Source organism: Methyloglobulus sp. (genome assembly GCF_040079455.1).
In the GTDB taxonomy this organism is placed as follows: Bacteria; Pseudomonadota; Gammaproteobacteria; order Methylococcales; family Methylomonadaceae; genus Methyloglobulus.
The window spans coordinates 26,865-52,168 of the sequence record NZ_JBEBKJ010000001.1; the positions used below are offsets into that span (position 1 = coordinate 26,865).

Sequence of the window (25,304 nt, forward strand, 5' to 3'; positions counted from 1 at the left end):
ATGACTAAACCTTGCGTCTGTCCGAGAAGGGTTGGTTGGGGCTGCTCAACTAACCAATAAATGTGTTCATTGTCAGCGGCTGCTTTCAGTGGAATAGGTTATATTTTTTGTTCGCAAATAATGTGGGTCTTGGGCGATGTTTGCAGGCTGTTTGCAAAAAATGCGGGTTCATTCGCAATTAATTTGGGTCGAATGAGGCGGGTATTCTCAAATAATTCGAGCCGAAAAAGCGGATGCTAGCAGGTCTCAGGGATTATGTTCGCAGACTGCTACAGCTAATGAAAGCCAAACAAGAACAAAAATCCCAAGTTGTTCGCAACAAATATACCTATCCAGTTTAAAGAATACGTATTAGGCATGGTATTTTTGGAAGAAATAATTTGTAGGTTAGAATGTAGCACTAGGTATACATTTTTTACGACTATTGAATGGCTTGTTAAAATGCTTACGATCTGTGAAGTTTAAAGAAAGGTTTTCAATAACACATGCAAATCAAACAACTACTATTCATTGCTTTCACAACATCCATGCTTACTGCTTGTGCGGAATTCGGGGGGCAACCGCCAGCGCCGGTATTTGGCGGTCAATCTGGAAATAATGGCAATGATCCGTATTTGGGAGAACCTAGCAACCCTGAGCAAGTTCCACAACAGCCTCCTCAGGTTATTGAAACGAAACCACTTGAAGGCTTAGGTAAAGCACCGGAAATGGTAGAAATTAAGCCAGACTTACCACCACCTGCAGCAGAGCCAAGCGTAGATCCTACACAACCTGCTGAAACAACTGATCCGTTTGAGGCCGTACAGCAGGATGAAAATCCAGCAGAAACCCCAGTGTTGCCGGAAACTGAACATCCGGCGGAACAGCCAAAACCGGCTGAGATTGTTGAGCCAATTGCTCCTCCCGTGCCAGAACCACCTAAAGAACCAGAAGCGTTAGTGCCATTGGAAACGTTTGCTCCGCAATCTCCCGCAGTAGGCTCGTTGGTTATGGCTGCCAATGAGAATAGCCAAAGTGGTAATCAGGATTCAGCCGTTGCTTCTATCGAGCGGGCTATCCGAATCGAACCGAGAAACGCCACACTCTACTATAGATTAGCCGTATTGCGGTTAAAGCAATCAAAACCCCGATTAGCAGAAGATATCGCCAGAAAAGCCGCGTTATTGGCGGTTAACGATAATGCTTTGAAAAAACACAGTTGGTTGTTGATTGCGAATGCGCGGGAATTACAGAAAAATGTTGCGGGTGCCAGGAAAGCTAAGGCCGAAGCTGATAAATACTGATTGCACGGAGCAAGCAAAATGATAGTTGCGTTTTTATGGGAATCGCCAATAATTTCCCCTTCCTAGGGGAAAGGGAGAGGTTAATAACCACTTGATTTTAAAATCCTCATCCCACCCTTCTACTACAGGGAGAAGGGTGTTTTTGAATTTATAGAGGTTAACTTATGTTTGCGCCGCAACCTAACCGGAACTAAGCACAATAAATCCAGTCCCAACGCCATGAAATTCAGTCCTTGTCATATCTTTTTTGCACTGGTGCTCGTGCTATTTCCTGTTACCTATCAAGCTGAACTCAATACTAAAATCGATTTGCCCGATATGGGCGATTCTTCCGGAACCATCATCACTCCCGCAGAAGAAAAGGAATTAGGCGAATATTTTTTCAGGAGTTTGCATTCCCAAATTACAATCAATCAGGATGCAGAAATTCAGGAATATATTCAAACAATTGGTCAAAAGCTGGCAGCTAATAGTGATGCCCCTAGCTTACCGTTCCATTTTTTTGTCGTGTTGGAAAACGACATCAATGCGTTTGCAGGGCCTGGCGGCTATATTGGGGTCAATTCCGGTTTGATCGTTTTGACCGAAGCGGAAAGCGAGCTGGCTTCGGTAATGGCGCACGAAATCGCCCACGTTACTCAACGGCACTTATACCGTGCAGCAGAGGCCGCTGGCCGTTTGTCGCTGCCGACGATGGCGGCAACTATCGCGGCAATATTGTTGGGCACACAGTCGCCCGCTTTGGGGCAAGCCGCGATTATGGCTATTATGGGCAGCAGTGTGCAATTCCAGATTGATTTTACCCGTGAAAATGAAATGGAAGCGGATCGAGTGGGGATGCAGACTTTACAGGAAGCTAGGTACGATCCCCGCAGTATGCCGACTTTTTTCGAACGTCTACAGCAATCCAGCCGCTATTACGGAAAAGATGTGCCGGAGTTTTTACGGACTCACCCAGTTACTGCATCGCGTATATCAGACACCCGTGGACGGGCAGAAACCTATCCCTATAGACAATATCCAGATTCCTTAAGTTATCAATTAATCAGGGCCAAGCTTAAGGTTTTAGCCAGTAATGACGATGCTGCAACGACAAAACAGTTTCAGTCCGGTTTGACGCAAGGCACAACCGAACAACGGACTGTCGCAAGGTATGGCACGGGCTTGGTGGCACTTAAAGCGCAAAGATATATCGAAGCGGAGTCGATTTTTCAGCAATTGGCAAAACAAAATCCAGGCCAATCGCACTATGCCACCGCGCTTGCCCGTACCGCGCTTGAGTCCAAAAATTATCGGCTTGCCCTTACACGCTATCAGCAACTCACCGAACAATTCCCCAGTAACGAAGCCATTAAGCTCGAATATATTACTGCTTTGGTGAGGTCAGGGGATTCTGTTACAGCAAAGAAAAGTCTATCTTCTTTGCCTTATAAAACGCAAAGCCTTCCTGTTTATTATGAATTGATGGCGCAGGTACATAATGATTTAAAAAAACCGGCAGAGTCACATCGTTATCTGGCTGAATACTATTATGCCATGGGGCAAATTCAGGATGCGATCTTCCAAATCAGATTAGCACAACAATCAAAAGGGCTTAATCAGCATTTGTCGGCTATATTGAGGGAAAGGCGTGATTTCTTTTTGCATGAACAAATTGAAGCTAGACGCGGTCAATAATTGTCATAAACCATTTCTGAACCTAAGCTTAATGGAATCAATCTTAGGTCAGCTTGTGCTTACAAATTTAGTAAATAGCGATTCCTTACTTTTTGTAACTGACTGTAATAAAATGTGATTTTTAAGGAAGTGCTAATTAATTTAAAAAATACTATTTTTTGTTGGACAAGAGCATTTTTTCGGATATACAATAGTCCCAGCTTTTCGGAGCGATGCCGATTTAACCGTCGGTATAGAGGGGGAAATAGCCTTTTAGGCTATTGATATATAACAATAATAAAAAAGTAATTCTGCTTGAGTTAAGTTGTACAGGCGACACACAGTACAATGAAATAATAACTATAATTAAGACTCAACATGCCCGCTTTATGCGGGCTTTTTATTGCCTGTTAGTTTGTGCGACTGAATTATAATCTTGCTCATGAAAGCTCCTTTGTTGAAACCAGCCGACTAGCTGCTTAGCTGATCGGGCTTGTTTCAATCACAAGCGGCAAATCCTGAAGCTATAGGAATACACAAAAAATAACGTGATTCAGCCATGCTTTTTATCAAGCGGAGACAGTAACCAGCATTGATATTAATCGCATAAGTCTGACCACACCCAGCAACATACAGGCCATTCCCTGGAGTAAGGGAAATAAGTAAAAATCGGCTGATTAACGCAGTAAACTAAATGCTTCGCAAAATTTGTTTTGTAATGCCATTAACCGTACATTGTATATATACCAACCCCCTTATTATCAGGGCAATCGCGCTTAAATCACCCCGAGACGCGAAGTAAATAATCGTAATCCCAACCGATTTTTAACCGTTTGATCTTGATGCCGACCTTAGCAGTTTTTTCAGTCTTAATGGGATTCAGGCCGTTGGCACCGATCAAATTTTGACCAGGTAATCCACGTATACTGCTTAGCACCAAAAGTAAACTGTAATCCAGAACAATCCTTAAGCTTATTTGCAAGCCTCGACCTGGCGTGCGGTATCATAGGGCATTAGGCTTTAATTTTCCTCAGTTCAGTTAAGGCTTCATCAAGTCTTAAAGTCTTTGCTCAAACAACCCCAAATGTTCCTGATAACCCGGCAAACCTAATCTCGCCCCCGACTTCGTACAACAAAGCGCTCCCGCCGCACTGGCGTAAGCTAAAACCTCATTCCACGATAACCCCAAGGCTAATGCCGCTGCATAAGCGCCGTGAAAGGCATCCCCTGCCCCAGTCGTATCAACAGCAACAATAGGAAATGCCAGTAACGCACCATGATTATCCTCGCGTTGCCAGATTAAGCCCTGCTCCCCTAAAGTAATTACCGCTGTGGCCGTGTCATTTGCCAACTTACGCAATGCACTTTCATTGTCGCCATGAAGCTGCACAGCAAATTTTTCTGAACATACGAGGTGATCGACAATTGACATTAACGCCAACGTGCCTTCATGCACCGAACCCGCGTCCAATACAGTCGCAATACTTTGAGCTTTAGCTTGTTTCGCCAATGGCACAGAAATTTGCGGCTCGTGTCCGTCAAACAGGATAACCTTGGCTTTAATCGCTGAGAAATCAACTGCATATTCAGATAAAGGCTTAGTTTCGCCCTTATAATTGATTAACGCTCGTTTACCATCAGGCTTGACCAATACCATTGATACTGGCGTGGGCGATGATCCTCTAACAATCTTATCGACAACCACTTTGTTATCAATAAGCTCTTGCCTGTGCATTTCGCCATAAAGATCATTCCCTAAATAACCAACGAATGCTGACTTTAACCCCAATTTAGCCACCATTACCGCTGCATTTGCCGCAGGCCCGCCACCGCAGCTTATAAAACTGTCGGCGACTATTTTTTCATCCTCACCTGGGTGATGCGGCACACAATACACGAGATCATACGAAGCATGGCCGACGCAAAGCACGTCTACTGTTATTGGTTTAGTTGTCAAAAAAACTCCTGCTGAAAAAATAATTACCACAACATACGCGGCTCCAACTGTAGACGGGGAAGCCCCAACCTAACTGCCACATAACGCTATGAAAATCTATCTTAAGATAAAATCAACTTGGTTAGAACACCTAAGTGTGTATTAAAAGCAAGTATTGTTGGCACTCTGCTCGTATCTGCATTCGATTGGATTGATCTAGCTATAATACCAATCCCATAGGCTCACATATTATCCCTTCTCCAGTGGAAGAAGGTTAGGATGAGGGGATTCAAATAACAACTTATTGGGATTGGTATAACACCTTGATTATTCTAACAACCAAGGCCATACTTCTAGCGTCTCCAATCGGAGACATTAAAATAAAAACTCATTGAGGATTATTTATGAAAAAAATATTAAAAATTATGGCGTTAGTTTGTGTGGCGTTAGGTTTAACGGCTTGTGCGACACCTTATCCAGTCGGCGGAATAATGACGAGTGTTAATTTGCCCGTTCAAGTCACTTCTAATGATGGGGCATCTTCAAAAGTTGGGGAAGCTGTTTGTAAAAGCTACTTAGCGATGATCTCTACCGGTGATTGCAGTATTGATGCCGCTAAGAAGAACGGCAACATTACCAAAGTTCACCATGCCGATTGGCATGCAAAAAACTTTTTGGGCTTAATCGGCACTTACAGGCTCATGGTATACGGCGATTAATCGCGCGTTATTTTTGCCGAATTGAAAGAGGCCGTTAATTATAGTTTCGATTTTTTCACACTCGGCAATCTACTAATAAAATCCCGCTCAGCCTTGATTTATTAAAGGTGGCGGGATATTTTTTCAACGCATTTCCTAAAAATGAACCTCATGCGAATAAGTAAGCCGTTAAGTATTCCTCTGTCCAACTTTCACCAAAGCTACGGTTCATTAATCGAAGTCCTGGAGAATTAATTTTATGATGTTTTTTATAGTCGTCCAGATAAGTTTTATGTAAAGTCGTAGTATCTTTATCAAATATTTCAACATGCTGAAATAGTTTGGCTAGATTTTCTATGAGCAACGCATGTATCTTGCCTAACATTGAAAATTCACTCATATCCCGTGGCCTAATAAAAAACTCATCTCCTGATCGGCATTCTTCGAACCATTGGGGAAATACTTCTTCCTGATTAAACTCAGGATAAGCTGAATGTGCAGAATCCATAAAATCTTTGACTATAGTTGAAATTGGCATGTGCTGAATCAAACAAACCATATCCATCAACGCAATGATCGGCTTTTGCCCTAACATCACAAATTCCATACTGTACACAGGCAATTGACAACGGCATTGCGGAAAAAAAAATACTGCGATAATGTTAATTTTAGGGGCATGCGTATAGGCAATACGCAATTGTCCGACATCCCCTACCCTAAAAAAATGATTCTCAAGTGTTAAAACACCATCCTGTTCCTTCCGTTCAATCTTGGAAAACCGCTGGGGTAAGTCAATTGGTTGACAGGGAAATGCGGTAAACTGTGCTTCTGTTTTTTTTATAACATATTGAAAAGACATAACCCTGTAAATTATTAGGTGGATATGCCATTATTTAATTGCCCCTTACACCATAGCAGCGCAGAAACGCTGATATCAGTGAAATACGCGGGAGAATGTAACTGTTGCACTCTATCTATAGACTGAGCCAAGGACTCGTTATGGAGATGGTTCAGTGCGGCAGCCGCGACAAGCGGTGATCGCGCCAGTCCACGATGGCAAAAAATACCAGTAGTGTTGTACTTTTCAATTTGTGTGATTAGTGCTTTGACAGCTTCTAAAAATGCACGTCGGTGTTTCAACTCTGATACTCTTTTATAGAGATGGGTGCTGATTTGTTCAAGCGAGGAAAAGTCAGTAAGTATTTTCCCATTGGTAAAGACATCGGCAAAATCAAACTGTGAAATGGAATATCCCAACAAGGCTGGCTTTGGGTATATCTGGTGAATATCTATTCCAGACACATTGATCCAATGTTGTAGATGGACGATACTGTGATACCGCTCTAACTCTTGAAGGGATGGCAAGCTTGATATATATAACTTGTCTTTATAAATGTAGCTCACAAAACTATACAGAATTAAGGGCAGGGAAATCGTTGAGTAAATCACGCAGAATCGACTCACGTAGCTTATTATCCGGGAATTGTCTGTTCGGGTGACTGCACAGATGCAATCCCTTCCATTTGTCCTTGTTTAGGCATTGTTCCTTAACGAGAGACTCAGTTAACGTGAGCAATCCAGTGCTTGGAAAATCGGCGATATCCCAAACAATTGAAAAATCGCTCATTAGTGGATAAGCGCTAACAAATTGTGGCCCATCATTGATGTGAATCAACACGGTTACCTCATCTATAAGGCTGTCAACGGTTGCTACCAAGGAAAGTGCTGCTATCAGCGTATCTACTGTTGTCGGAGGATTGGATGCCAAAATAATAGGTACATTTAGATTTTTAGGTCGATAAGCGATTTTATGTAGCTGCGCTCCAGGTTGCAGAAGCTCTATTAGACCTTTATGACGCGCCTCGTCTCTGTCAAAAGCAGGGGCAAACTTCGATTCCAGAGCCAACTCCACGAGTAGTTCATTACCCGTTTTTATCAGTCCTAACGTTTCTAGTTGATAAATCGACCAGACATGCGAATAAAATAAACAATGAATGGATCTGGATGTGGTCATTTATGACTCCCGATTATTGAAAATTGTGACAATCGCTTGGTTTCGTCCGACCAAATCCAACATGGCAATGTATAGACCATCGAACGATACCGCAAATTTAGTGGTGGTTTGGGTAAAATTGCCAATCATTTTGTGCTGAAGACCTGCATCGCAACAATATAATTCAGCATTTTGAGTTAACCAAAAAATTGCATTTTCTGTACAGCTTATTTGCTTAACTTTTTCAGTTAACACCCATTTTTTAATTTCTTCAAACTCATGCAAACACCAAATCGAATATTTGTTTTGGTCTTTGATGCTTAAGGAAGCACCCAGAATAATATTATCAATTCGCCGAGTCATCGCTACCAGAGGGCCATCCAACATCCACTCAGATAAAATGGCTCCTGTACTGTCTCGCTTGACTAATTTTTCGTTAGCCATACCTTCACTTATACAAAAACTACCATTTTCAAACACGCTTATTTTCGGATCGAAGAGGTAAGATGGGGATCGAAAACAAAAATTAGAGCCATCGTTTAAGTTATAAAAATAAACATTGAAGTCATCTGTGAATAACAGCGTGTTGTTATAAAAGTAAAATTTTTTAGGATTATTGATTTTTTCTATTAGCAATGTCGAAACCATACGGTTTAAATCAAGTTGCTGGATTCGGCTAGGGGTTGCGTAGGTTATTGATGCCGATCCGGTAACTTGAATCGAATGCGTATTCGTTAGCGTTTTTAATACATCGTCAGGATATTTTGGATCGATTATGTCCGTATATCCTGAGTAGGTCAGTCCAATCAGTATCCGCTCATCTGCATGAAAACACTGTATCGCCAAAAGGTTATCGCCAGTGGTCAACTTTAACTGCTGTCGCTGCCCACTCTGTTTTAAAGAAAGGGAACAATCTGATTTATTCTGTTGCAGGAAAGGAGGCATCTTTACCGTTGAACAAGCATTTTCATACTGTTTTTGCAACTTGTTCAAATAAAAATAAACCAAACTGGCAGTTTCAATTCTTTTTTGGGGTGATTTTATCAATAAATGATCTATCAAATCCCGTAAAGGCTGGTATTCGATGGCTTCCAAAGAAGGTATCTGAGATAACACGCACTGGGTAATCTCTTCAACACTGCCCATAAAAGGTCGATAACCTGTGCATAATTCAAAAGCAACAACGCCTAAGCTGTATAGGTCACTATTAAAAAAAAACTGATTTCTAATACGCTCAGGGGCTATGTAAGCGGGCGTTCCAGTAACATGATGACCTTCTTGGGCTTCACGAAGGAAACAAGCAGCACCTAAATCGCCTAAAACATATTCAAATTGCCCATTCGCTTTAGGCCGCAAAAAAATATTTCCGGGTTTAATGTCGCAATGAATTCGATTAAGCGCATGCAAGTAGATAAGTGCCTTTAGAATATCGTTCAGGCAATGGAACACCAAGTCAACGCTTAGAACCCCAGCCGATTCAATAAGGTCAGCTAAACTGCCACCGATAAGATATTCATAAACGAGACAAGAATGTCCGTCGGTGCGATTAAAAGTATTTAAACAACGCGCCAAGTGGTTATGTTTCAGGTCGTAAACAGCGCTTATTTCCCGTAAATAAGCACCTTTTGCCGCTTGTTTAAAACACTTGATAATCACTTTGCAGCCCAATTGATTATCAAAAGCTATCAGAACACTGCTGGTTTGGCTTTCTCTTAGAATTTCCAGAACGGTATATTGTTCTGGAAAAAGATTGTTATCAGGTAAAACGTAATCTTGCCAGTGCTTCATCAGGATTTAGCTCTTGCGCAAAACCGGATTGTTCGAAGAAATCAATTCGTGATTTAGCACTGATAAGGAATTCACTCGATTCTGCCCCAGTATTTTCATAACTCACTTGTATACAACTCAAGTCATGCCCACTAATCGTGGAAAAGACACCTTGCAACATCCCTGCTATCATGAACTCTATAGGGCTGTTAAGGTGTTTTAAGGTTTCCGCAAACAAGCTGTTTTTAAGGTTAGCCCTTACGATGCCATGCGTTTCGGCATCCTCAAGATAGAACTGCATTTTGCCCCAACCATGACTGGCAAAATAGGATTCCAGCAAATGAATGAAGCTATCAACATCAAGTTGCCCCATTTTTTGGTTGGTAGTGACATGAACTTCTTTATCCAATGATGCGCTGATTCGTTCTCCCCAGATAATGCCGCAGTTTTTGAGGATCAATGACCAGGCATCTCCAGTTTCGTATTTTAAGACATCGTAAATGCCCCGGAGGATATCAGATGACAAATAAATGACTCTAGCATCGGTAACACTGAGGACTGTACCCTTGTTGAGATCAAAATTCAGCGAACTGTCTCCAAACAGCCTATCCAGAACTTGTGTACTCAGCTGTCCACTATTTTGGACACTCGAAACGCTATTGCTTGTTGTACTCATGTCATTAATCTCAGTCTGATGAAAGTATGTCGACCGCCAACTGTAGATGGGGTCTAATCATTTTGAATGTCTTTGCCGTCAGGACTTCTTCATAGTTGATTATCAACCGCGAATACGTCTCATAAATCGAACGCTGGCCTTTGGGAAGCGTATCGGCATGTTCCGTAATTTCTGGATAAGGTAGTGGTTTGCGAGTTAAGGCGATGGCTGGATCAGGTTCTTCACGCGCAGGGTATGAAAAAGATTGCAGGATGGTTTTCAGCCAAATCAGCAGTTTATCCCGAAACCAGTCAGGGTCGTCCATCATCATGCTGTGAGTTGCATAAATACTGACATAACCGACATCCCGCATACACTTTTCCAGGGGAAGCTCATGGTATTTCGGATAGGGATACAATGAAAAAACCTGTTTAATGGTTTTAGCTACGACGGCTAATTGAGCGTCCATTATTTCACGAGCCGCAACTTCCCTATCCTTAAACTGTGGTGCCAAGGAGCGATATTGGGAAAATTCCTCCGTAGTAAGATGTCGACTTTCTGCCTCGCTGAAAAGGCTTCTTATCTGGGCATCATCCCTGAGTTTTGATTTCAAAACTGCATCAAGTGTACTCATAGTCTATTCCTAATTAAATTTTATAAATGGTTCGTCATAACTTTAATAAACGATTATCAAGGGTTGCCTTTCCAAGGTAACAAACTAAAAAACTTATCTGTTCTCTTATTGGTCGGCTGACCGTTAATCATTTGGGCTTTTTCGGCAGCACGCAGGGCAGAGTGAGTGGCGGCCACAAAAATGCTGGGAATCCCTTCATTACTTGCTTCTGAAACATCAAGGTCACCAATACCTGAAGTAACGGGTTTAGCTTGCCAAGGTAAATTCTGAAAATAACCGCCCATCGGTTTAGCGAGCTCGGAAAGTTTTGGCGATTCCAATTGGACGACTTGATGATATGGAATACTTTTCTGCGGTTCAGCCTTGACGCTTTGAGTGTGGGTGGAAGCCTCTTTTGACGCAAACCAAGGCAATGCCGAAAAATAAACATTCGCTACAGCCTTATTAATAGGTAACGGTTTATCGACTATCCGGTCGATGGTAATTGTCTTTTCGGCATGGCCTACTTGCACTTGCCTGGGTTCTAACCCAGTCGCTACAGGGGATTCAATCTTTTTATGATTTTCAATAAACCAAGGTAATCCGCCAAAAAAACTTTTGGCAGAAAGGCTACCCTGATGGTGCAAAAGGTTAACAGCGTTATTTAGCCGCAATTCAGCTATTGCGCCTGATACATCAATAAGGTTGTCGATTTTGTCTTTACTGGTAGCCCAGGGTAATCCTGAAAAAAAACTGCTTACAATTCGAGTATCTTTTGGATAATCACGTACTATCTTAGTTTGAGCGGTAGTAGACTTTGTAGTCTTCCCACTGCTGTCAAAATCAGATAAATCATCAGGAGGAACAAAGGTTACTTCTGGTTTTTTTGAAAACCAGGATAATCGCGAAAAAATGTGTTTGGCTTTGGGCTTGCTCGAATCTTTTAAATCGGGAAGAAAACTTTGTATCGGGTTCGCATAAACTTCGCTTTCTGGCATCGCTTCGGGTTTGCTGGACACCACATCGTCTGATGCCTGCGGCATGCCTTCTTTAGCAACGAACAAACTTTGTTCGGCGACAACTAGATCACCCTGCAATACTCCTTCTGCTAGCACAGCCAAAGCAGATCGAAATGCAGCTAATTGGGCGGGAGTATAGGGATAAGCCATGATTCTCGTTATCTATGTCTGCGTATCAGTCGAGCTTTTCCAAAATTTCTTTTGCGTTAGCACCTTCTTTGCGCCAAAACTCAACCGCATTCACCTGTTTTTGACTACCGATGAGAAACTTGCAAACATCATTACCCATGGCATAGCATTGAATTTCAATACCACCTCTTTCAGCCTTATCCAGAAAAGAGAATACGCCTGCAAACAGGCCTGCATACATGTGACATACGGGTTTACCAACCAATCCCATGGACTGGGCGATAGCGGAATTTCTTAGCTCAACAACTACTATGCCATTATTCTCAAAGCTAGTATCTAAGCGCCAATCACCGAAACCTTGAATAATGAGAGGCCACCACCACGATTCCAAAACAAAACGTTTATTCATTTGCCAGACATCAATTTTGCCGCCGCCAAATTCTTGGCGCATCTTTTCACTGAAGCGTTTCATATCACGGAGCGCCCACTGATGCCCACAACGGTACATTAAAAGGCCGGATGAATCGCCGACTTCTTCTTCCATGCCCAAATGTAAACCATTAATAAAGGATTCACTGACCTTGGCAACCCTTTCTCCATCACGAAGATAAAGAGCGCCTTTTTCCGGATCGGTCTTGAAAAATTCTTCTGGGACATAGTAATTATGGTGTCCATCAAAGCCACCGTTAACAACACTTATAGCCATAACTTTGCCTCTTTTATGTTTTGATAATGCGCTTCAGTTTTAATTTTTTGCGTCAGTAGATTTAACTTTTGCAATATCGAAATCTAAGCTTTTCAGTTCTTCAACAATTGTCCGAATAATAATTTTTTTTGCGGCTACCAGAACGTCGCCGGTCACTGGATGAAGAATCGGTATCTGAGTACGCTGCCCAATCAACTTTTCCAGAGACTCGAAAGAATCAATATAAAGCCCTTCTGGGAAGGCAAGCTCAATATCATCGCCGATAACATGCGCTTGGCAGGATAAACGACTATTTGCTCTGGCACCTGTTAACACAGATAAAGTTAGCGATTCTTTTGCAGTTGGCGGGGTCAAATGTTCAGGATTCTTAAGCACATAAACATGACATGTCGCACATAGACCGCGTCCACCGCAGAGCATTTTCACACCAACATCGCGCGAAAGTAATGCATCCAATAAACGTGATTGCGTACTGACATCAATCGTTTGCAGCCCATCTGCATTAAACTTAATTTTCATTTGACCTCAGTTGGTTACTAACCTTTTTAAACAAACAGAACATCAACCTTATGTTTTTTAACTATCAATTTGGCTCATCTTGATTACGGCCTAGTTTGCATCAATTTCTACTTTGCCTGCACTTAGCCAGCAATCTTGTTGAGCAGCTCAACCATTCTATCTGGCTCTACAGATTTCTCTTCTTTGCCGAAATCAAAATATGACTTTTTAACACCATAATCAAATAATGGCTTTTTAATCACACATTGCGAATCCGTATTCCAAGGCTCTCGCGTGAAAGCTATCGTTTTATTCTCATCTTTTAATGCCGATAAGAAATACCAAACACGTTTACCCACTTCATCATCAATCTCTATTAAGAGATAGTCAGCTTCAATATTTGAACCCATTGCATCTATAGTTTCGGTGGGATCGAAATTGCCAACATATAACCATTTATTTTTGAGGTTTTTCCGATATTGCTTCAGGAATTTTTTAAAGAAATCAGCTTGCTCATCGTGCATTCCTACGCTTGCAATTTTTAACTGATTAGTTGAAAAAAACATTAAGATACTCAAAAAAATTCTAATGATTTACGGCAAAGATGCTATAGCACAAAGACTAGACCAGACCTTGGCTTTTTTCAAACCACACAGACAATTAATTCGTATCGACTGCTATTCGTTACTTTTGCAAAGATTAAATAATGGACTAACATTGAATCTATCAGATTGTAAATCTTCGTAATATCCGAGCATACATTGCATTCATTTAAGCGAAATATTCGTAACCTCTTCCTCCCTCTGACTAAAAATTACTGAATGAAACCTAATCAAAATGAGTTCACAAACGGGGCGACCCACACAGAAAAGCCACCGCTGGTCATGTCGGCTCTTAAAACAGAAACGATGTCTGCTCACAAGCAGTTAGAACGTACAAACTATTTTATCAGGCTGTTTGAGCCGGATTATTCGATACAGGAATACCGAAGGTTACTCTGCCGTTTTTATGGCTTTTTTTCAGCTATCGAACCTTTAATATTCGAAAATCTGACAGAAACGCAGTTATCGGTTTTAGGGCACAAGGTAAAAGTCGGTTTACTGGCAAAGGATATAAGCCTTTTTGAGGGCGATGAAGCTGGGTTGCAAAACATGCCTCAGTGTGACAAATTACCTCGATTAAACTCGTTTGCCAGACAAATGGGCGCGCTCTATGTTTTGGAGGGTTCTACTTTAGGTGGCAGGATTATCGCTAAACGGCTCAAGGAGCATTTCGGCACTGAGATCCTAGATAAATTGAATTATTACAATTGCTATGGTGAAAATATCAGTGTCGAATGGAAAGGTTTCCAAAGCTTTATGGGCAGTCAATTTGACGATAAAGAGGCTGAAATCCCTGATGTTATTGCAGCAGCCAACGACACTTTCCTGTGCTTACACCAGTGGTTTGATAAACCATAACGTATATTAACTCAAAACCCATAGACAAATGAGTAAGTAGACCTTTACGTAAGAATATCGCCCCCTTTTACAGTGGGATTGGGACTAGTACAACTTAGCCCAGTTTGTCATTATATAGCTTTCGGCGTTCCGCTATATTCTTCACAAAGAGTTCGCGTGTATTAGCATCGACTTTTGTCCAGGTCACCACTTCCATAAATGATCGAAAACAGCCCATACATATATCTTCATCGTCCATATCGCAGTTATCGTTGCAAGGCGATGGAATTTCTTCTTTTTCAGCCATGTAGATTCAATCTCAAAAAATATGACAGTTACTAAACCTGTCAGCCATATACTTAAAGTTATATAGAGCTTACCTCTACATTGCATTTTCGCAATTATGTTTTGGTAACAACCACACCCTAAGTGTAGCTCAAAGAATACCTATTTACTTCGACGGCCTTAAATTGTCCCTCTGAAAAACCGCCAGCTAAAATAGCATATATCCCAGCGATCTTTCACCTGCCAGTATTTTTCCTATTGCTAATGCACGTTAATGAGTTGCGTTATATTTTTCCTTAACTTCCTTATAATCGGCTAATGCTTCTTTGACCAATTCCCCGCCTTTTTTCATGTCACCATCGTTAAGACTGGTGCGTGCCTGTCCCAGCTTGTTGCTACCTTGCGATTTCTTTATCGAAACTTTTGGGTCGGATGTAGAAATTGATTTTTGTGATTGCTTGGCTTCTATCACCATATCAACAATTACCTTAGTGTCTTCGCCTTTTTCCAAAGCGGTTACGGCTTGCTCTAACTTAGCCACCGTTTGATCTATAGCGGCTTTTACTTGCTCATTGTTTTCTGCATAAACCATAGAACTTGCAAATGCAAAACTGAATACCGTTATATAGACCAGAATTTTTAATAGATTCATGTGTAAAAACCTCGTTAGTTAGTGTAATTAGGAACATTGTTGTCGCTTATGAAGTTGGCATTATCTTCTGTGCAGCTAGTTTTCGTTGTAACTTCGTTACTACACATTGGGGGAACTCTAGATTATTGCCGCCGACTTCAATTCTAAGGCTAGCCCACTATTAAGTCCATGCCTATTGCTGTTCCAGGCAAAAAGTAATCAACGAAATTTGACTCTTTTAACTATCGTTTGTATTGATCAATCAAAGCATGACAACGCCAAGGCTGCGCTGAATGCAGACGTCTACTTCACCCATCCTTACAACTCATGGGAACGCGGTTTGAACGAAAACACCAATGGCTTAACAGGCAGTACTTTACCAAAAGCCGCATGATAACTGGAGTTGCACTTCGGAGTTGAATCCGCCAACTATTTCAGTTTACATTTGGCTAGAAGTGAGCATTACACTACTTACCAGCTTTTCTGTCCAATTCCCTGAGATGCTTTAATTTTTCACCTATTTTTATTTCCAGCCCGCGATTCACCGGCTCATAATAACAACTACCCTTTAAATCATCGGGAAAATAATTCTCACCAGCGGCATAGGCTTCCGGCTCATGATGGGCATAGCGGTATTCTTTACCGTAATCCAACGATTTCATAAGCTTTGTAGGTGCATTTCTTAGGTGTATCGGAACGGGCAAACTGCCATGCTGTTTGGCTTCTCGCATTGCGGCGTTGTAAGCCATATACACCGCATTGCTTTTGGGCGCACAGGCCAAGTAAACCACGGCTTGCGCCAAACTCAGCTCGCCCTCTGGACTGCCTAAGCGTTCCTGCGCTTCCCAGGCATTGATGGCAATCTGCAAGGCCCGTGGATCGGCATTACCGATGTCTTCCGATGCCATCCTGACGATTCTTCTTGCTAGGTAAGATAAATCACAACCACCATCCATCATCCGACATAACCAATAAAGGGAAGCATCTGGAGAGCTGCCACGCACCGACTTATGTAAAGCGGAGATCTGGTTATAAAACTCTTCGCCTTGATTATCAAAACGCCGGACTCCGCCTGAAAGCACTTCGGTTGCAAAAGCCTCTGTTATTTCATTTTGATCGTGTGCCAAAGCCAATTCGGCGGCTATTTCTAAAAGGTTAAGCAATCGTCTGGCATCGCCATCAGCGGCCTGAGCAAATTGCTGTTTGATAGCTTCAGCAATTTTTATATCCAACGTGCCTAGCCCCTTGACCTTATCATTTAGGGCCTGCTCCAGAACCGTTAAAAGATCGTCGGTTGTCAGTGCATTCAACACATAGACGCGGGCACGTGACAACAAGGCGTTGTTGAGCGCAAACGAGGGGTTTTCGGTAGTCGCACCGACAAAGTAAAACGTACCGTCTTCGACATGTGGCAAGAAAGCGTCTTGTTGGGATTTGTTAAAACGATGTACTTCATCCACGAACAATACGGTAGCCCTATGCTGCTCATTCTGGATTTTTTTGGCTTGTATGACCGCATCCCGAATGTCTTTAACCCCTGAAAGCACGGCGGAGATAGGGATGAATTCGGCTTCGGAATGCTGTGCTATGAGGCGCGCCAAAGTAGTTTTTCCTGAGCCAGGCGGCCCCCAGAAAATCATTGAATGCAGATGACCTGATTTAATGGCTTCGTATAGGGGTTTGCCCGGCTTTAAGATGTGCTGTTGACCAATGTACTCATCCAACTGGATTGGACGCATCCGATCCGCTAAAGGTTTGGTTAAGTCATCACTCATAGATGCCAAACTAATGCATTGAAATCTAAATAAATCTATTTCTGCCGATTAATCATCAGAAAAAACATCAGCTCCTTTGGGTGGTTTAAACTCAAATAAAGTCTGTTTTAGTGGCGCATTCACGATCACATTGGAGAAATAAATCCGTGTTAGCTGACCGAAGTTATCGCTTAATTCCATGCCAGCTAAAGTCCCTTTTGACAAACCAATTAATACATACTTAAAACTGCTATCCTGGCTTTTGGGGACAAGTTTTACCCATTGCATGTCGCCGTCTGCACCCTGCCCCTCCATGGTGTAATTGTCTTCCAGGGAAACATCACCACTTAGCAATAAGGCCGGGGTTGAACCCAGGGATTCATCAATCTTTTTTACGGTGACTTGTTCAAGATCGGTATCGTAAAACCAGACTTTTCCAGTGTTGGAAACGATCTCTTGCTGAAAGGGTTTTTTATAATCCCAACGAAATTTGCCTGGCCTTTGTAAGTAAAATACGCCATAACTGGTCTGGGTCGGATTGCCGGCTTCGTTAATCAGCACTTGCTTGAAATCGGCAGTAAGCGATTTTGAAACTTTTAAAAATACCTGTAATTGAGTAACTGGCTCATTTTTTGAATGGGTGTTAGCCTTGGATTTTGCATCACAATAACCCGTCATAACCACCAAACACAGTGCTACCATAGATAACGCATTAATCTTATTCATAGTTTTCTCTATTGTTAAAGGTTATTCTGTAAATAAATCATCAAACCAGTTTTTATCCTGCTCGATAACTGCTTGCCCACAGGTTGAATAAGCTGTGGGCGCTGATCCCGGCAGGTAAGGGAATTCTTTCGCCCCCCTACAGGCTTTATTAGCTAATAAGCCGTTTCCTGAATCCACCCAGGCGGTCGTGATATTTTCTGGTGGAATGAGTGTGACGGGTTGTTTGGAAATCTGTTTCATTAAGGCTGTCCAGACTTGCAATGCCCCCGTTGAACCCGTCAAACCGATAGGTTTGTTGTCGTCCCGCCCCAACCAAACCACCGATAGGTAATCGCCCGTATAACCTGCAAACCAACTATCTTTGGCATCGTTTGTGGTGCCAGTTTTGCCGATTAAACCATAATCTTTTGGGAATTCGTCATAGGCCGTATGCCCAGTGCCATGAAGCATAACCTCTTGCAACATAGTGTTTACGATATAAGTCGCCGACGGATCAACCGCTTGCTTAACAATAAAAGGGTAGCTTTGCAATTGCTTGCCGCCCTCTGCAACGACCGCCCGAATACCACGTAATGGCGTTAAAAAACCATCGCCGGCCAAGGTTTGGTACATTTGTGCCACTTCAATAGGCGTTAGCGAAGTCGCGCCTAATAACAATGACGGGAATATATCAACCTCTCGGTTAACACCCATTTCTTTTAAGGTTTTTGCTGTTCTGGCAACCCCAATATCCAGACCAACCCTTACCGTTGCCAGATTATAGGATTTGGTCAATGCCGTCAGTAACGAGACATTACCATGTTCTCGATGATCGTAGTTTTTAGGACTCCAAGTCGTGCCATTCGGTAAATTAACCGTAATATCACTATCGCTAACACGAGTTGTTATGGTGTATTTATTTGGGTATTGTAGCGCAGTCAAATACACCGCTGGCTTTACGAGCGAACCTATAGGACGCAACGCATCCAAAGCCCGATTGAATCCGGACGCTGACTCCTCTCGTGCACTGGCCAAGGCAGCGATTTCGCCACTATCCCTGCGTGTAACTACTACTGCGGTCTCAAGCTCTCTGGCGCTGGATGTTTTTTCTAACTGGCTTAATTTTTTGCTTATCGTCTGTTCAAGAGTATCTTGAATTTGGGTGTCGAGAGTGGTGAAAATCCGCAGCCCATCAGAAGTTAGATCTTTTTCCTGGTATTCTTGTTTTAACTGCCGTTTGACTACATCAAGAAAACCAGGATAACGGTTTTTTGCCATATGCGAACGCGGTAAAATCGCCAATGGTTTCTGAATTGCCTGGTTTGCTTGTGCTGTCGTGATATAACCTTGGCTTGCCATCTCACTTAGCACCAAATTGCGCCGCTCGACCGCACGCTCAGGATAACGTCTTGGGTCATACTGCGAAGGCCCCCGCACCAAGGCAACCAAGGTTGCCATTTGTTCCAGATTAAGATCCCTCAAGGCTGTACCAAAATAGAACTCGCTCGCCAGCCCAAAGCCATGTACCGCACTACCACCATCTTGACCCAGGTATATTTCATTCAGGTAGGCTTCCAAAATTTCGTGTTTGCTGTAACGAAATTCTAAAATCAACGCCATAAATATTTCTTGGATTTTACGCCAAATCCGCCGCTCAGAAGTCAGATAAAAATTCTTCGCCAACTGCTGGGTAATGGTGCTGCCGCCCTGCACCATGCCGCGCGCCTTAATATCGGCCATGACGGCTCTGGCAATCCCGCGAAAAGAAATGCCAATATGATTGAAAAAATCGCGGTCTTCTGATGCCAATAAACCTTTGATGAGAATGTCCGGTGTTTCATCGAGCTTGATTAAAATTCGATCTTCTTTTATCGCGGGATAAAAACTGCCAATTTGCACAGGATCCATGCGTACGATTGCTACTTCTTTTGCTTCAGCTAAATCCATCACATTAGCAATAGCGGATTCGCTAAAATTTACACTTAACATCCTACTGGGTTCATGTTGATCCCAAAAATCAAATGCACGGGTTTTGACGATGATTTGCTGGTCTTTTTTGGAATAAGAACCTTCTATTCTTAGTTGATTGTCTTGACGGTAGTTTAAGCGCCGCACTAGCTCTTCAAACTTTCCGGCAGTCAGGTTTTCGCCAGCATAAAGCTCAACCGGACTTGCAAAAACACGGGCAGGGATTGCCCAACGCTTACCTTCAAATTGCTCTCGAACGTTGTAATCAAGATAGCCTAAAAAGCTAAATAGCATAAAAGAGCAGGCAACCAGAACCAGTAAGACTGTATTTCTAAACCAGTGCGAACCGGATTTCTTCGGCTTTTTTTTAGCAACATATCTGGAGTTACGTTGTGGTGTTTTTTCTGCCATAGTTCCTGACTGGATCAGTCAATTTCCGTGTTTATTACGTGTCGAGTAGGCTTATTATACTGATATTCAACCTTATCGACTTATCTTGAAGTTAGTCTAGCTTTTTCAGGTGAATGCAGAATGAATGGTTTAATGAATGGTTTAATGAATGTTTTAAGGATGCGACCAACCTTAGCAGCGATCATAAATCAGGCAGGATTTATGGATACTTAAGATTCAGCCAGGGATAAAACTATTTTTCCGGTCGTATGCCCAGTTTCTATCAAACGATGTGCTTTAGCTGCTTGTTGCAAGGGAAGTTCTTGACCGATATGCGGTTTTAGCAAGCCGTCGTCTATCCAAAGCGCACATTGTTGCAATATTTGAACGTGCTTGTCCCTGGCTTCATCAAGGTCTCTGAGCATCGGCGTTAACATGAGTTCAAAACCCATCAGCAAATTCCGCATTCTGGCTTCGGTTAAATCTATGTTGTCCACAGCTAATAAGGTGATTATTCGTCCGAAATGTGCAGTTGCGTTGATGTTTTCTTTAAACACCGGTGACCCGACTGTATCGAAAACCAAATCAGCACCCTTACCTTCCGTAAGACTTAATACTGAACTTACAACGTCGTCACGCGAATACAAAATCACCTCATCAGCGCCTAATGCCCTAACAAAATCGGCTTTTTCCTCACTACTTACGGTAGTGATTACCCTGGCTCCTTTGTGTTTTGCCAATTGGATGCCAACATGGCCGACCCCGCCTGCACCTGCATGGATAAGTACGGTCTGCCCTTGCTGCAAGCCGCCACGATCAAAAAGACCACCCCATGCAGTTATCAAGACCAACGGCAAAGCAGCGGCTTCAGCGAATGATAAACTATTCGGCATCAAACTAACCCAACGCTCATCAAGCACATTGTATTCGGCATAATTGCCCTGCTCCCGACCCAAACCGCCATGACAAAACCAAACCTTATCTCCGAGTTTAAACCGACTCGCAGAAGACCCCATCTCGACCACTGTACCTGCACCATCACAACCTAAAACCGCAGGTAAAGGCTGGTCGTAAAAAATGCCATTCTGCCTGATTTTGGTGTCAACAGGATTAACCCCAGCCGCAGCAAGCTTAACTTTAATGTGCGTGGGCAAGGCTATTTGGGGTTCTGGAATGTCTTGATATTGTAGGACATCGGGACTGCCAGTCGCTGTCATGACGATTGCTTTCATTGTATGTTACCTCTGTGCTTATATTATTGGATCGAATTCAAAGGCTAAGCCTTTAATCATCATGTACCCATTGCCGTCTATAGTCCTGATAGGTATGGTGTTTTATTAGCCTTATTTGCTTACCATTAACCATATAAACATCGGGCAGATTATACCCATTAAACCGATTAGCTTTAACCAAGCTGTAAGAGCCAACATTTATAAACACAACTTTATCGCCTACCATCAAGGGCTGGTCAAATCGGTATTCCCCAAATATATCGCCTGCCAAGCAGGTGCTGCCTGCCAATATGACCGGATAAGCTCCCTCTGGATTATGCTCGGCTAATTCCGGTTTACTTTGATATTCAAACACTTGGGGGTTGTGATTGACGGAGGTATCTAATATCACAATCGCTTTGCCGTCACTGTTAAAGCAATCAATTACAGTTGCCAGCAAATAACCCGCCTTTCCTACGATAGCATTACCCGGCTCGATAATGACATCTAAATCAAAGTCATGTTTTAGCTGACTTAGCTGTTCGATAAAACCGTTGTTATCAGTAATCTGATCGTATAAATAACCACCACCAATATTTAGCCACTCAAATTTTGCTAAGCCCTTAGCCATTAAGTGATGAAGCTTTTCTAAAGTTTGAATGAGCGGCGCATAATCCATTGAAGAAAAAACCGTATGAAAATGCATGCCTTTAATTTTATTGAAAATATCAGAGCTAAGTACATCACCTATATCAGCGCCCAATTTTGAATATTGACGACAAGGATCGTAACGGACATCTTCGATAAAAGAAAGCTTAGGGTTAACCCTCAGCCCTATAGATGCTTGAGATGCTTGGTTTTGGGCAACGCTTGCAACTTGCCGGAACTGGCTAATGGAATTGCAACTGATATGGGTACAAAGCGATGTCAACTCAGCGACCTCATCTGGCCTGATTCCAGGTGTCGTCAAGTGAATGCTGCCCTGCCCCGTTAGGATTTCATTTGCCAGTCGCGCCTCAAACAATGAGCTGACCGAAAAACCATCGACATAAGGTTTTGCCAGCTCCATTACCGCAGATAAAGGCAACGATTTTATGGAATACAATACCTTACAGCCACTACTTTCCCTAATAATTGCCAATGCCGCTAAAGCCTTAAGCACCTCAACCTCATCCACCACGAATGCAGGCGAACTAGGAACACACTCTTTTAATGCCTGAATATCCATTGTCGAAAAATTATCGCCTTGTACATCAAGAGAACTGCGCTGGATAATACATGTAATTTAAGAAAAAGTGAGCAGGAATCCAATCCGATGGAATATATCACAGCCTGTTTGGTCGAGAGAAAAAGTGGATTGTTCAGCTACGGTTAATAATTATCGGGTAAATTATCGACAAGCAACTTCTGCTTAGTTGTTTGTTTTGGGCTACACTAAAGGAGAGAAAGGCACTTTATCCACAAAAAATAATACGATTATCTTTTAACTACTTACTACTTAGAGACCGTACCATGATAAACAAAAAATTATTAGTGATAAGCATTAGTTCGATATTGTTAACGGCCTGTGTAACCGACCCTTATACTGGTCAATCCACCATTGGCAATGCGGCTAAAGGTGGTGGTATAGGCGCTGTCCTTGGTGCAGCAACCGGCACCGCGTTTGGTGGCAACGACCTCAAAAACGCAGGTTGGGGCGCTTTAGCAGGTGGTGCTGTGGGTGCTGCTGTCGGCGCGTACATGGATCACCAACAGCAAGCCATGCAGCAATCATTACAGGGAACGGGAATCGAAGTACAAAGAACGGCTGAAAACACCCTTAACCTGACCATGCCAAGCAGCATTACCTTTGGATTTAATTCCGCCCAGTTAACCTCTGACGCACAGAATGCGCTAAATTCCGTATCAAACGTGTTGAATCAATATCCTGCTTCGACCATTAATGTTACAGGACATACCGATGACATCGGTAGCGATAGCTATAATCAGAAGTTATCTGAGCAACGTGCCGCTAGTGTGGCCACTTACTTAGCTCAGCATAACGTCAATTCTAGCCGTCTCGCCCAGCAAGGCATGGGGGAACGGTCGCCTAAATTCCCTAATACCGACGAAAACAATCGCGGGCAAAATCGGCGCGTAGAATTAGCGATTGTCGCTAATAATAATGCCGGTGCTAGTCAAAGTAATCAACAAGGTGCTTCTCAACAACAAGGCGGCTATCCTCAGCAACAACAGCAAGGATACCCACAACAACAAGGTTATCCTCAACAACAACAAAACTATCCGCAACAACAAGGCTACCCTCAGCAGCAACAGCAGGGTTATCCACGCTAACGGCTATACTTGGAATTAGCGGTGCGTAAGTAATGACTTACGCACCTCTTGCTATCAGTCGCTTAACTACATCCCAAAATAATTGATAAATGACCCAATGGCTTCCTCATTTGTGGTCAAATAAGGTTTCATCCTCCGCCTTCAAGGCCGCCGCATTCACTGCAAAATATTGCTTTACAGCACCCTGATTAAAGACCCACAATATTCATTTTTTATTCAGTTTAGTCATGGCAATCGAAACATTACAATCTCCCACAAACACCGCAAAATCAGAGCTTGTGGCTGACAAAAACCCGAAATCTTTGTCCTCTATCGACATGGAAGATTTTGATGCATCTGCCGGTGAAGACGATTTGGCATTGCCCCCTGAAAATGAACTGGGAAACAACAAAGTCGCCGTCCGCCGTAAAATTGAATTGTACTGGGAAAAAAAACGTCTGCAGGAGCAACTGGGAGATTTTGGTGAGATAGATTTTGATTTTTAGAACCTAGGTGGGTTAAGGTAACCTTGATTTTGGTGACTGTTGTGTAACCCAGATTTAATTCTGTGCCAAAGGAGTATTTCAATGAACCAACAATTCAATGATGCCATCGATCAAACGTTCTCGGAAATTGATTTTTTGCCTGGATGCAGTTGGGCCCCGCTTGCAGAACCTGTACCATCTGGCTCTTTTCATCGCCTTAAAATACAGGCTGGTTCAAAAATTCCTCCGCATACGCATCCAACCGATGAATTTGTTCTGCTGCTATCCGGCGATCTCGTGACTGGTGGTCGTAAGTGCACCGCTGGCTGTTTTTGGCACACACCAGCCAACATACGCCAAGGGCCGCATGAAGCTGTCACGGATGTAGAACTGATAACCGTCCGGCTTGGCTCAATGGGTTCGTTTGAGCCCTAAACAAATCGTCTGGGTATAGTTGCTCGATAATCCTGCATAGGAAAACCAAATATGACCCCCAATCAAGAAATCACCCTCTACCATTCTCCCAATACCCGTTCCACCGGAGTGCTTATTATTCTGGAAGAACTCGGCGCTAAATACCAGTTGCATGTCCTCAACATGAAAGAAGGCGAGCAGCGGAAAGCGGACTACCTGACGATTAATCCGATGGGAAAAGTGCCAGCAATAAAACATGGTGATGCTGTGATTACTGAGCAGGTGGCGGTTTTTCTCTATCTCGCTGATCTTTATTCAGAAGCCGGTCTCGCCCCGAAAATAGGCGATCCACTACGCGGACCTTATTTACGCTGGATGGTATTTTACGGTTCGTGCTTTGAGCCAGCGATCATTGACCGCTCACAAAATCGTGAACCTGCGCCACAAATGATGTCGCCTTATGGTGATTTCGATACTATGTTCAACACCCTGACCGATCAGCTTGCCAAGGGCCAGTATATGCTGGGCGACAAATTTACCGCCGTTGATGTCCTGTGGGGTACGGCGCTTACCTGGGTTACTCAATTTCAACTTGTCCCAACACTGCCCGTAATTCAAGCTTATATTGACAGAGTAAATGCGCGACCTTCAGTGGCATGGGTAAGGGATAAAGATGCCGAACTCGCCGCTGCTCAGAGATAACGGATCCTTCTCCCTTAAGAGCATAAGTATCTACACAACTTTTCAATATAACAA

The 25,304-nt window shown here is 42.8% G+C and carries 28 protein-coding genes; 9 read left to right on the top strand and 19 right to left on the bottom strand.

Translation table 11 applies throughout. From position 1 onward, the window contains the following. Positions 1–485: 485 nt before the first annotated feature. Positions 486–1,283 (top strand): hypothetical protein, encoded by a 798-nt coding sequence (locus ABL924_RS00130; RefSeq protein ID WP_349025032.1) that lies wholly within the window; start codon positions 486–488, stop codon positions 1,281–1,283. Between the two features lie 219 nt (positions 1,284–1,502). Beyond that, positions 1,503–2,960: a M48 family metalloprotease gene (locus ABL924_RS00135; protein WP_349025033.1), complete on the top strand. Its 1,458-nt coding sequence runs from the start codon at positions 1,503–1,505 to the stop codon at positions 2,958–2,960. A gap of 760 nt (positions 2,961–3,720) precedes the next feature. Here ABL924_RS00135 and ABL924_RS00140 read toward each other — a convergent pair. Next, positions 3,721–3,921, bottom strand: a complete 201-nt coding sequence (locus ABL924_RS00140; RefSeq protein WP_349025128.1) for a hypothetical protein — start codon at positions 3,919–3,921, stop codon at positions 3,721–3,723. A gap of 75 nt (positions 3,922–3,996) precedes the next feature. Then, entirely contained in the window at positions 3,997–4,896 is a 900-nt protein-coding gene (locus ABL924_RS00145) for a PfkB family carbohydrate kinase (protein ID WP_349025034.1), read from the bottom strand. 383 nt (positions 4,897–5,279) lie between these two features. On the opposite strand from ABL924_RS00145, the gene ABL924_RS00150 reads away from it, so the two are divergent. Then, positions 5,280–5,594: a TRL domain-containing protein gene (locus ABL924_RS00150; RefSeq protein WP_349025035.1), complete on the top strand. Its 315-nt coding sequence runs from the start codon at positions 5,280–5,282 to the stop codon at positions 5,592–5,594. A gap of 148 nt (positions 5,595–5,742) precedes the next feature. Here the strand turns inward: ABL924_RS00150 and ABL924_RS00155 are convergent, their stop codons facing one another. The 10 genes from ABL924_RS00155 to ABL924_RS00200 all read right to left on the bottom strand — a co-directional run bounded on the left by ABL924_RS00155 (position 5,743) and on the right by ABL924_RS00200 (position 13,519). Then, positions 5,743–6,432 (bottom strand): hypothetical protein, encoded by a 690-nt coding sequence (locus ABL924_RS00155; protein ID WP_349025036.1) that lies wholly within the window; start codon positions 6,430–6,432, stop codon positions 5,743–5,745. A gap of 14 nt (positions 6,433–6,446) precedes the next feature. Further along, on the bottom strand, positions 6,447–6,977 hold the full coding sequence (locus tag ABL924_RS00160; RefSeq protein WP_349025037.1) for a hypothetical protein: 531 nt from the start codon (positions 6,975–6,977) through the stop codon (positions 6,447–6,449). Between the two features lie 4 nt (positions 6,978–6,981). Next, the gene (locus tag ABL924_RS00165) at positions 6,982–7,587 is read right to left on the bottom strand and encodes a hypothetical protein (protein WP_349025038.1); all 606 of its coding nucleotides are present in this window, start codon (positions 7,585–7,587) and stop codon (positions 6,982–6,984) included. Next, on the bottom strand, positions 7,588–9,354 hold the full coding sequence (locus tag ABL924_RS00170; RefSeq protein ID WP_349025039.1) for a serine/threonine-protein kinase: 1,767 nt from the start codon (positions 9,352–9,354) through the stop codon (positions 7,588–7,590). It abuts the gene before it with no gap. Further along, entirely contained in the window at positions 9,323–10,009 is a 687-nt protein-coding gene (locus ABL924_RS00175) for a hypothetical protein (protein WP_349025040.1), read from the bottom strand. The genes ABL924_RS00170 and ABL924_RS00175 overlap by 32 nt, the downstream gene beginning before the upstream one ends. Before the next feature lie 10 nt (positions 10,010–10,019). Continuing rightward, entirely contained in the window at positions 10,020–10,622 is a 603-nt protein-coding gene (locus ABL924_RS00180) for a hypothetical protein (RefSeq protein WP_349025041.1), read from the bottom strand. Positions 10,623–10,678: 56 nt separating this feature from the next. Then, positions 10,679–11,770 carry a hypothetical protein gene (locus ABL924_RS00185; RefSeq protein WP_349025042.1) on the bottom strand — a complete coding sequence of 364 codons (1,092 nt, stop codon included), beginning with the start codon at positions 11,768–11,770 and terminating at the stop codon, positions 10,679–10,681. A gap of 25 nt (positions 11,771–11,795) precedes the next feature. Next, positions 11,796–12,455, bottom strand: a complete 660-nt coding sequence (locus ABL924_RS00190) for a V4R domain-containing protein (RefSeq protein WP_349025043.1) — start codon at positions 12,453–12,455, stop codon at positions 11,796–11,798. A 39-nt stretch (positions 12,456–12,494) separates the two neighbouring features. Continuing rightward, the gene (locus ABL924_RS00195; RefSeq protein ID WP_349025044.1) at positions 12,495–12,974 is read right to left on the bottom strand and encodes a 2Fe-2S iron-sulfur cluster-binding protein; all 480 of its coding nucleotides are present in this window, start codon (positions 12,972–12,974) and stop codon (positions 12,495–12,497) included. Positions 12,975–13,096: 122 nt separating this feature from the next. After that, a complete protein-coding gene (locus tag ABL924_RS00200) occupies positions 13,097–13,519 on the bottom strand; it encodes a hypothetical protein (RefSeq protein ID WP_349025045.1) in 423 nt (140 codons plus the stop codon). 255 nt (positions 13,520–13,774) lie between these two features. Between ABL924_RS00200 and ABL924_RS00205 the strand changes: the two genes are divergently transcribed. Further along, positions 13,775–14,413, top strand: coding sequence for a biliverdin-producing heme oxygenase (locus ABL924_RS00205; protein ID WP_349025046.1), 639 nt, complete (start codon positions 13,775–13,777; stop codon positions 14,411–14,413). 94 nt (positions 14,414–14,507) lie between these two features. Here ABL924_RS00205 and ABL924_RS00210 read toward each other — a convergent pair whose 3' ends face one another. Then, positions 14,508–14,699, bottom strand: coding sequence for a DUF1289 domain-containing protein (locus ABL924_RS00210; RefSeq protein ID WP_349025047.1), 192 nt, complete (start codon positions 14,697–14,699; stop codon positions 14,508–14,510). 249 nt (positions 14,700–14,948) lie between these two features. Then, entirely contained in the window at positions 14,949–15,329 is a 381-nt protein-coding gene (locus ABL924_RS00215) for a hypothetical protein (protein ID WP_349025048.1), read from the bottom strand. A 208-nt stretch (positions 15,330–15,537) separates the two neighbouring features. On the opposite strand from ABL924_RS00215, the gene ABL924_RS00220 reads away from it, so the two are divergent. Next, positions 15,538–15,702 carry a hypothetical protein gene (locus tag ABL924_RS00220; protein WP_349025129.1) on the top strand — a complete coding sequence of 55 codons (165 nt, stop codon included), beginning with the start codon at positions 15,538–15,540 and terminating at the stop codon, positions 15,700–15,702. Positions 15,703–15,775: 73 nt separating this feature from the next. On the opposite strand, the gene ABL924_RS00225 is transcribed toward ABL924_RS00220, so the two are convergent. The 5 genes from ABL924_RS00225 to ABL924_RS00245 all read right to left on the bottom strand — a co-directional run bounded on the left by ABL924_RS00225 (position 15,776) and on the right by ABL924_RS00245 (position 22,564). Further along, positions 15,776–17,083 carry a replication-associated recombination protein A gene (locus ABL924_RS00225; protein WP_349025049.1) on the bottom strand — a complete coding sequence of 436 codons (1,308 nt, stop codon included), beginning with the start codon at positions 17,081–17,083 and terminating at the stop codon, positions 15,776–15,778. A 48-nt stretch (positions 17,084–17,131) separates the two neighbouring features. Then, the gene (gene lolA / locus ABL924_RS00230; RefSeq protein WP_349025123.1) at positions 17,132–17,740 is read right to left on the bottom strand and encodes an outer membrane lipoprotein chaperone LolA; all 609 of its coding nucleotides are present in this window, start codon (positions 17,738–17,740) and stop codon (positions 17,132–17,134) included. A 69-nt stretch (positions 17,741–17,809) separates the two neighbouring features. After that, on the bottom strand, positions 17,810–20,146 hold the full coding sequence (gene mrcB, locus ABL924_RS00235) for a penicillin-binding protein 1B (RefSeq protein WP_349025050.1): 2,337 nt from the start codon (positions 20,144–20,146) through the stop codon (positions 17,810–17,812). A 209-nt stretch (positions 20,147–20,355) separates the two neighbouring features. Then, positions 20,356–21,357 carry a zinc-dependent alcohol dehydrogenase family protein gene (locus tag ABL924_RS00240; RefSeq protein WP_349025051.1) on the bottom strand — a complete coding sequence of 334 codons (1,002 nt, stop codon included), beginning with the start codon at positions 21,355–21,357 and terminating at the stop codon, positions 20,356–20,358. A 52-nt stretch (positions 21,358–21,409) separates the two neighbouring features. Then, on the bottom strand, positions 21,410–22,564 hold the full coding sequence (locus ABL924_RS00245; RefSeq protein WP_349025052.1) for a carboxynorspermidine decarboxylase: 1,155 nt from the start codon (positions 22,562–22,564) through the stop codon (positions 21,410–21,412). A 287-nt stretch (positions 22,565–22,851) separates the two neighbouring features. Here ABL924_RS00245 and ABL924_RS00250 point away from each other — a divergent pair, with 287 nt between their 5' ends. The 4 genes from ABL924_RS00250 to ABL924_RS00265 all read left to right on the top strand — a co-directional run bounded on the left by ABL924_RS00250 (position 22,852) and on the right by ABL924_RS00265 (position 25,250). Beyond that, a complete protein-coding gene (locus ABL924_RS00250; RefSeq protein ID WP_349025124.1) occupies positions 22,852–23,670 on the top strand; it encodes an OmpA family protein in 819 nt (272 codons plus the stop codon). 227 nt (positions 23,671–23,897) lie between these two features. Continuing rightward, complete coding sequence (locus tag ABL924_RS00255) at positions 23,898–24,155, top strand: hypothetical protein (RefSeq protein WP_349025053.1); 258 nt, start codon at positions 23,898–23,900, stop codon at positions 24,153–24,155. A gap of 81 nt (positions 24,156–24,236) precedes the next feature. Continuing rightward, entirely contained in the window at positions 24,237–24,569 is a 333-nt protein-coding gene (locus ABL924_RS00260; protein WP_349025054.1) for a hypothetical protein, read from the top strand. Between the two features lie 51 nt (positions 24,570–24,620). Continuing rightward, complete coding sequence (locus ABL924_RS00265; RefSeq protein ID WP_349025055.1) at positions 24,621–25,250, top strand: glutathione S-transferase family protein; 630 nt, start codon at positions 24,621–24,623, stop codon at positions 25,248–25,250. Positions 25,251–25,304 lie beyond the last annotated feature (54 nt).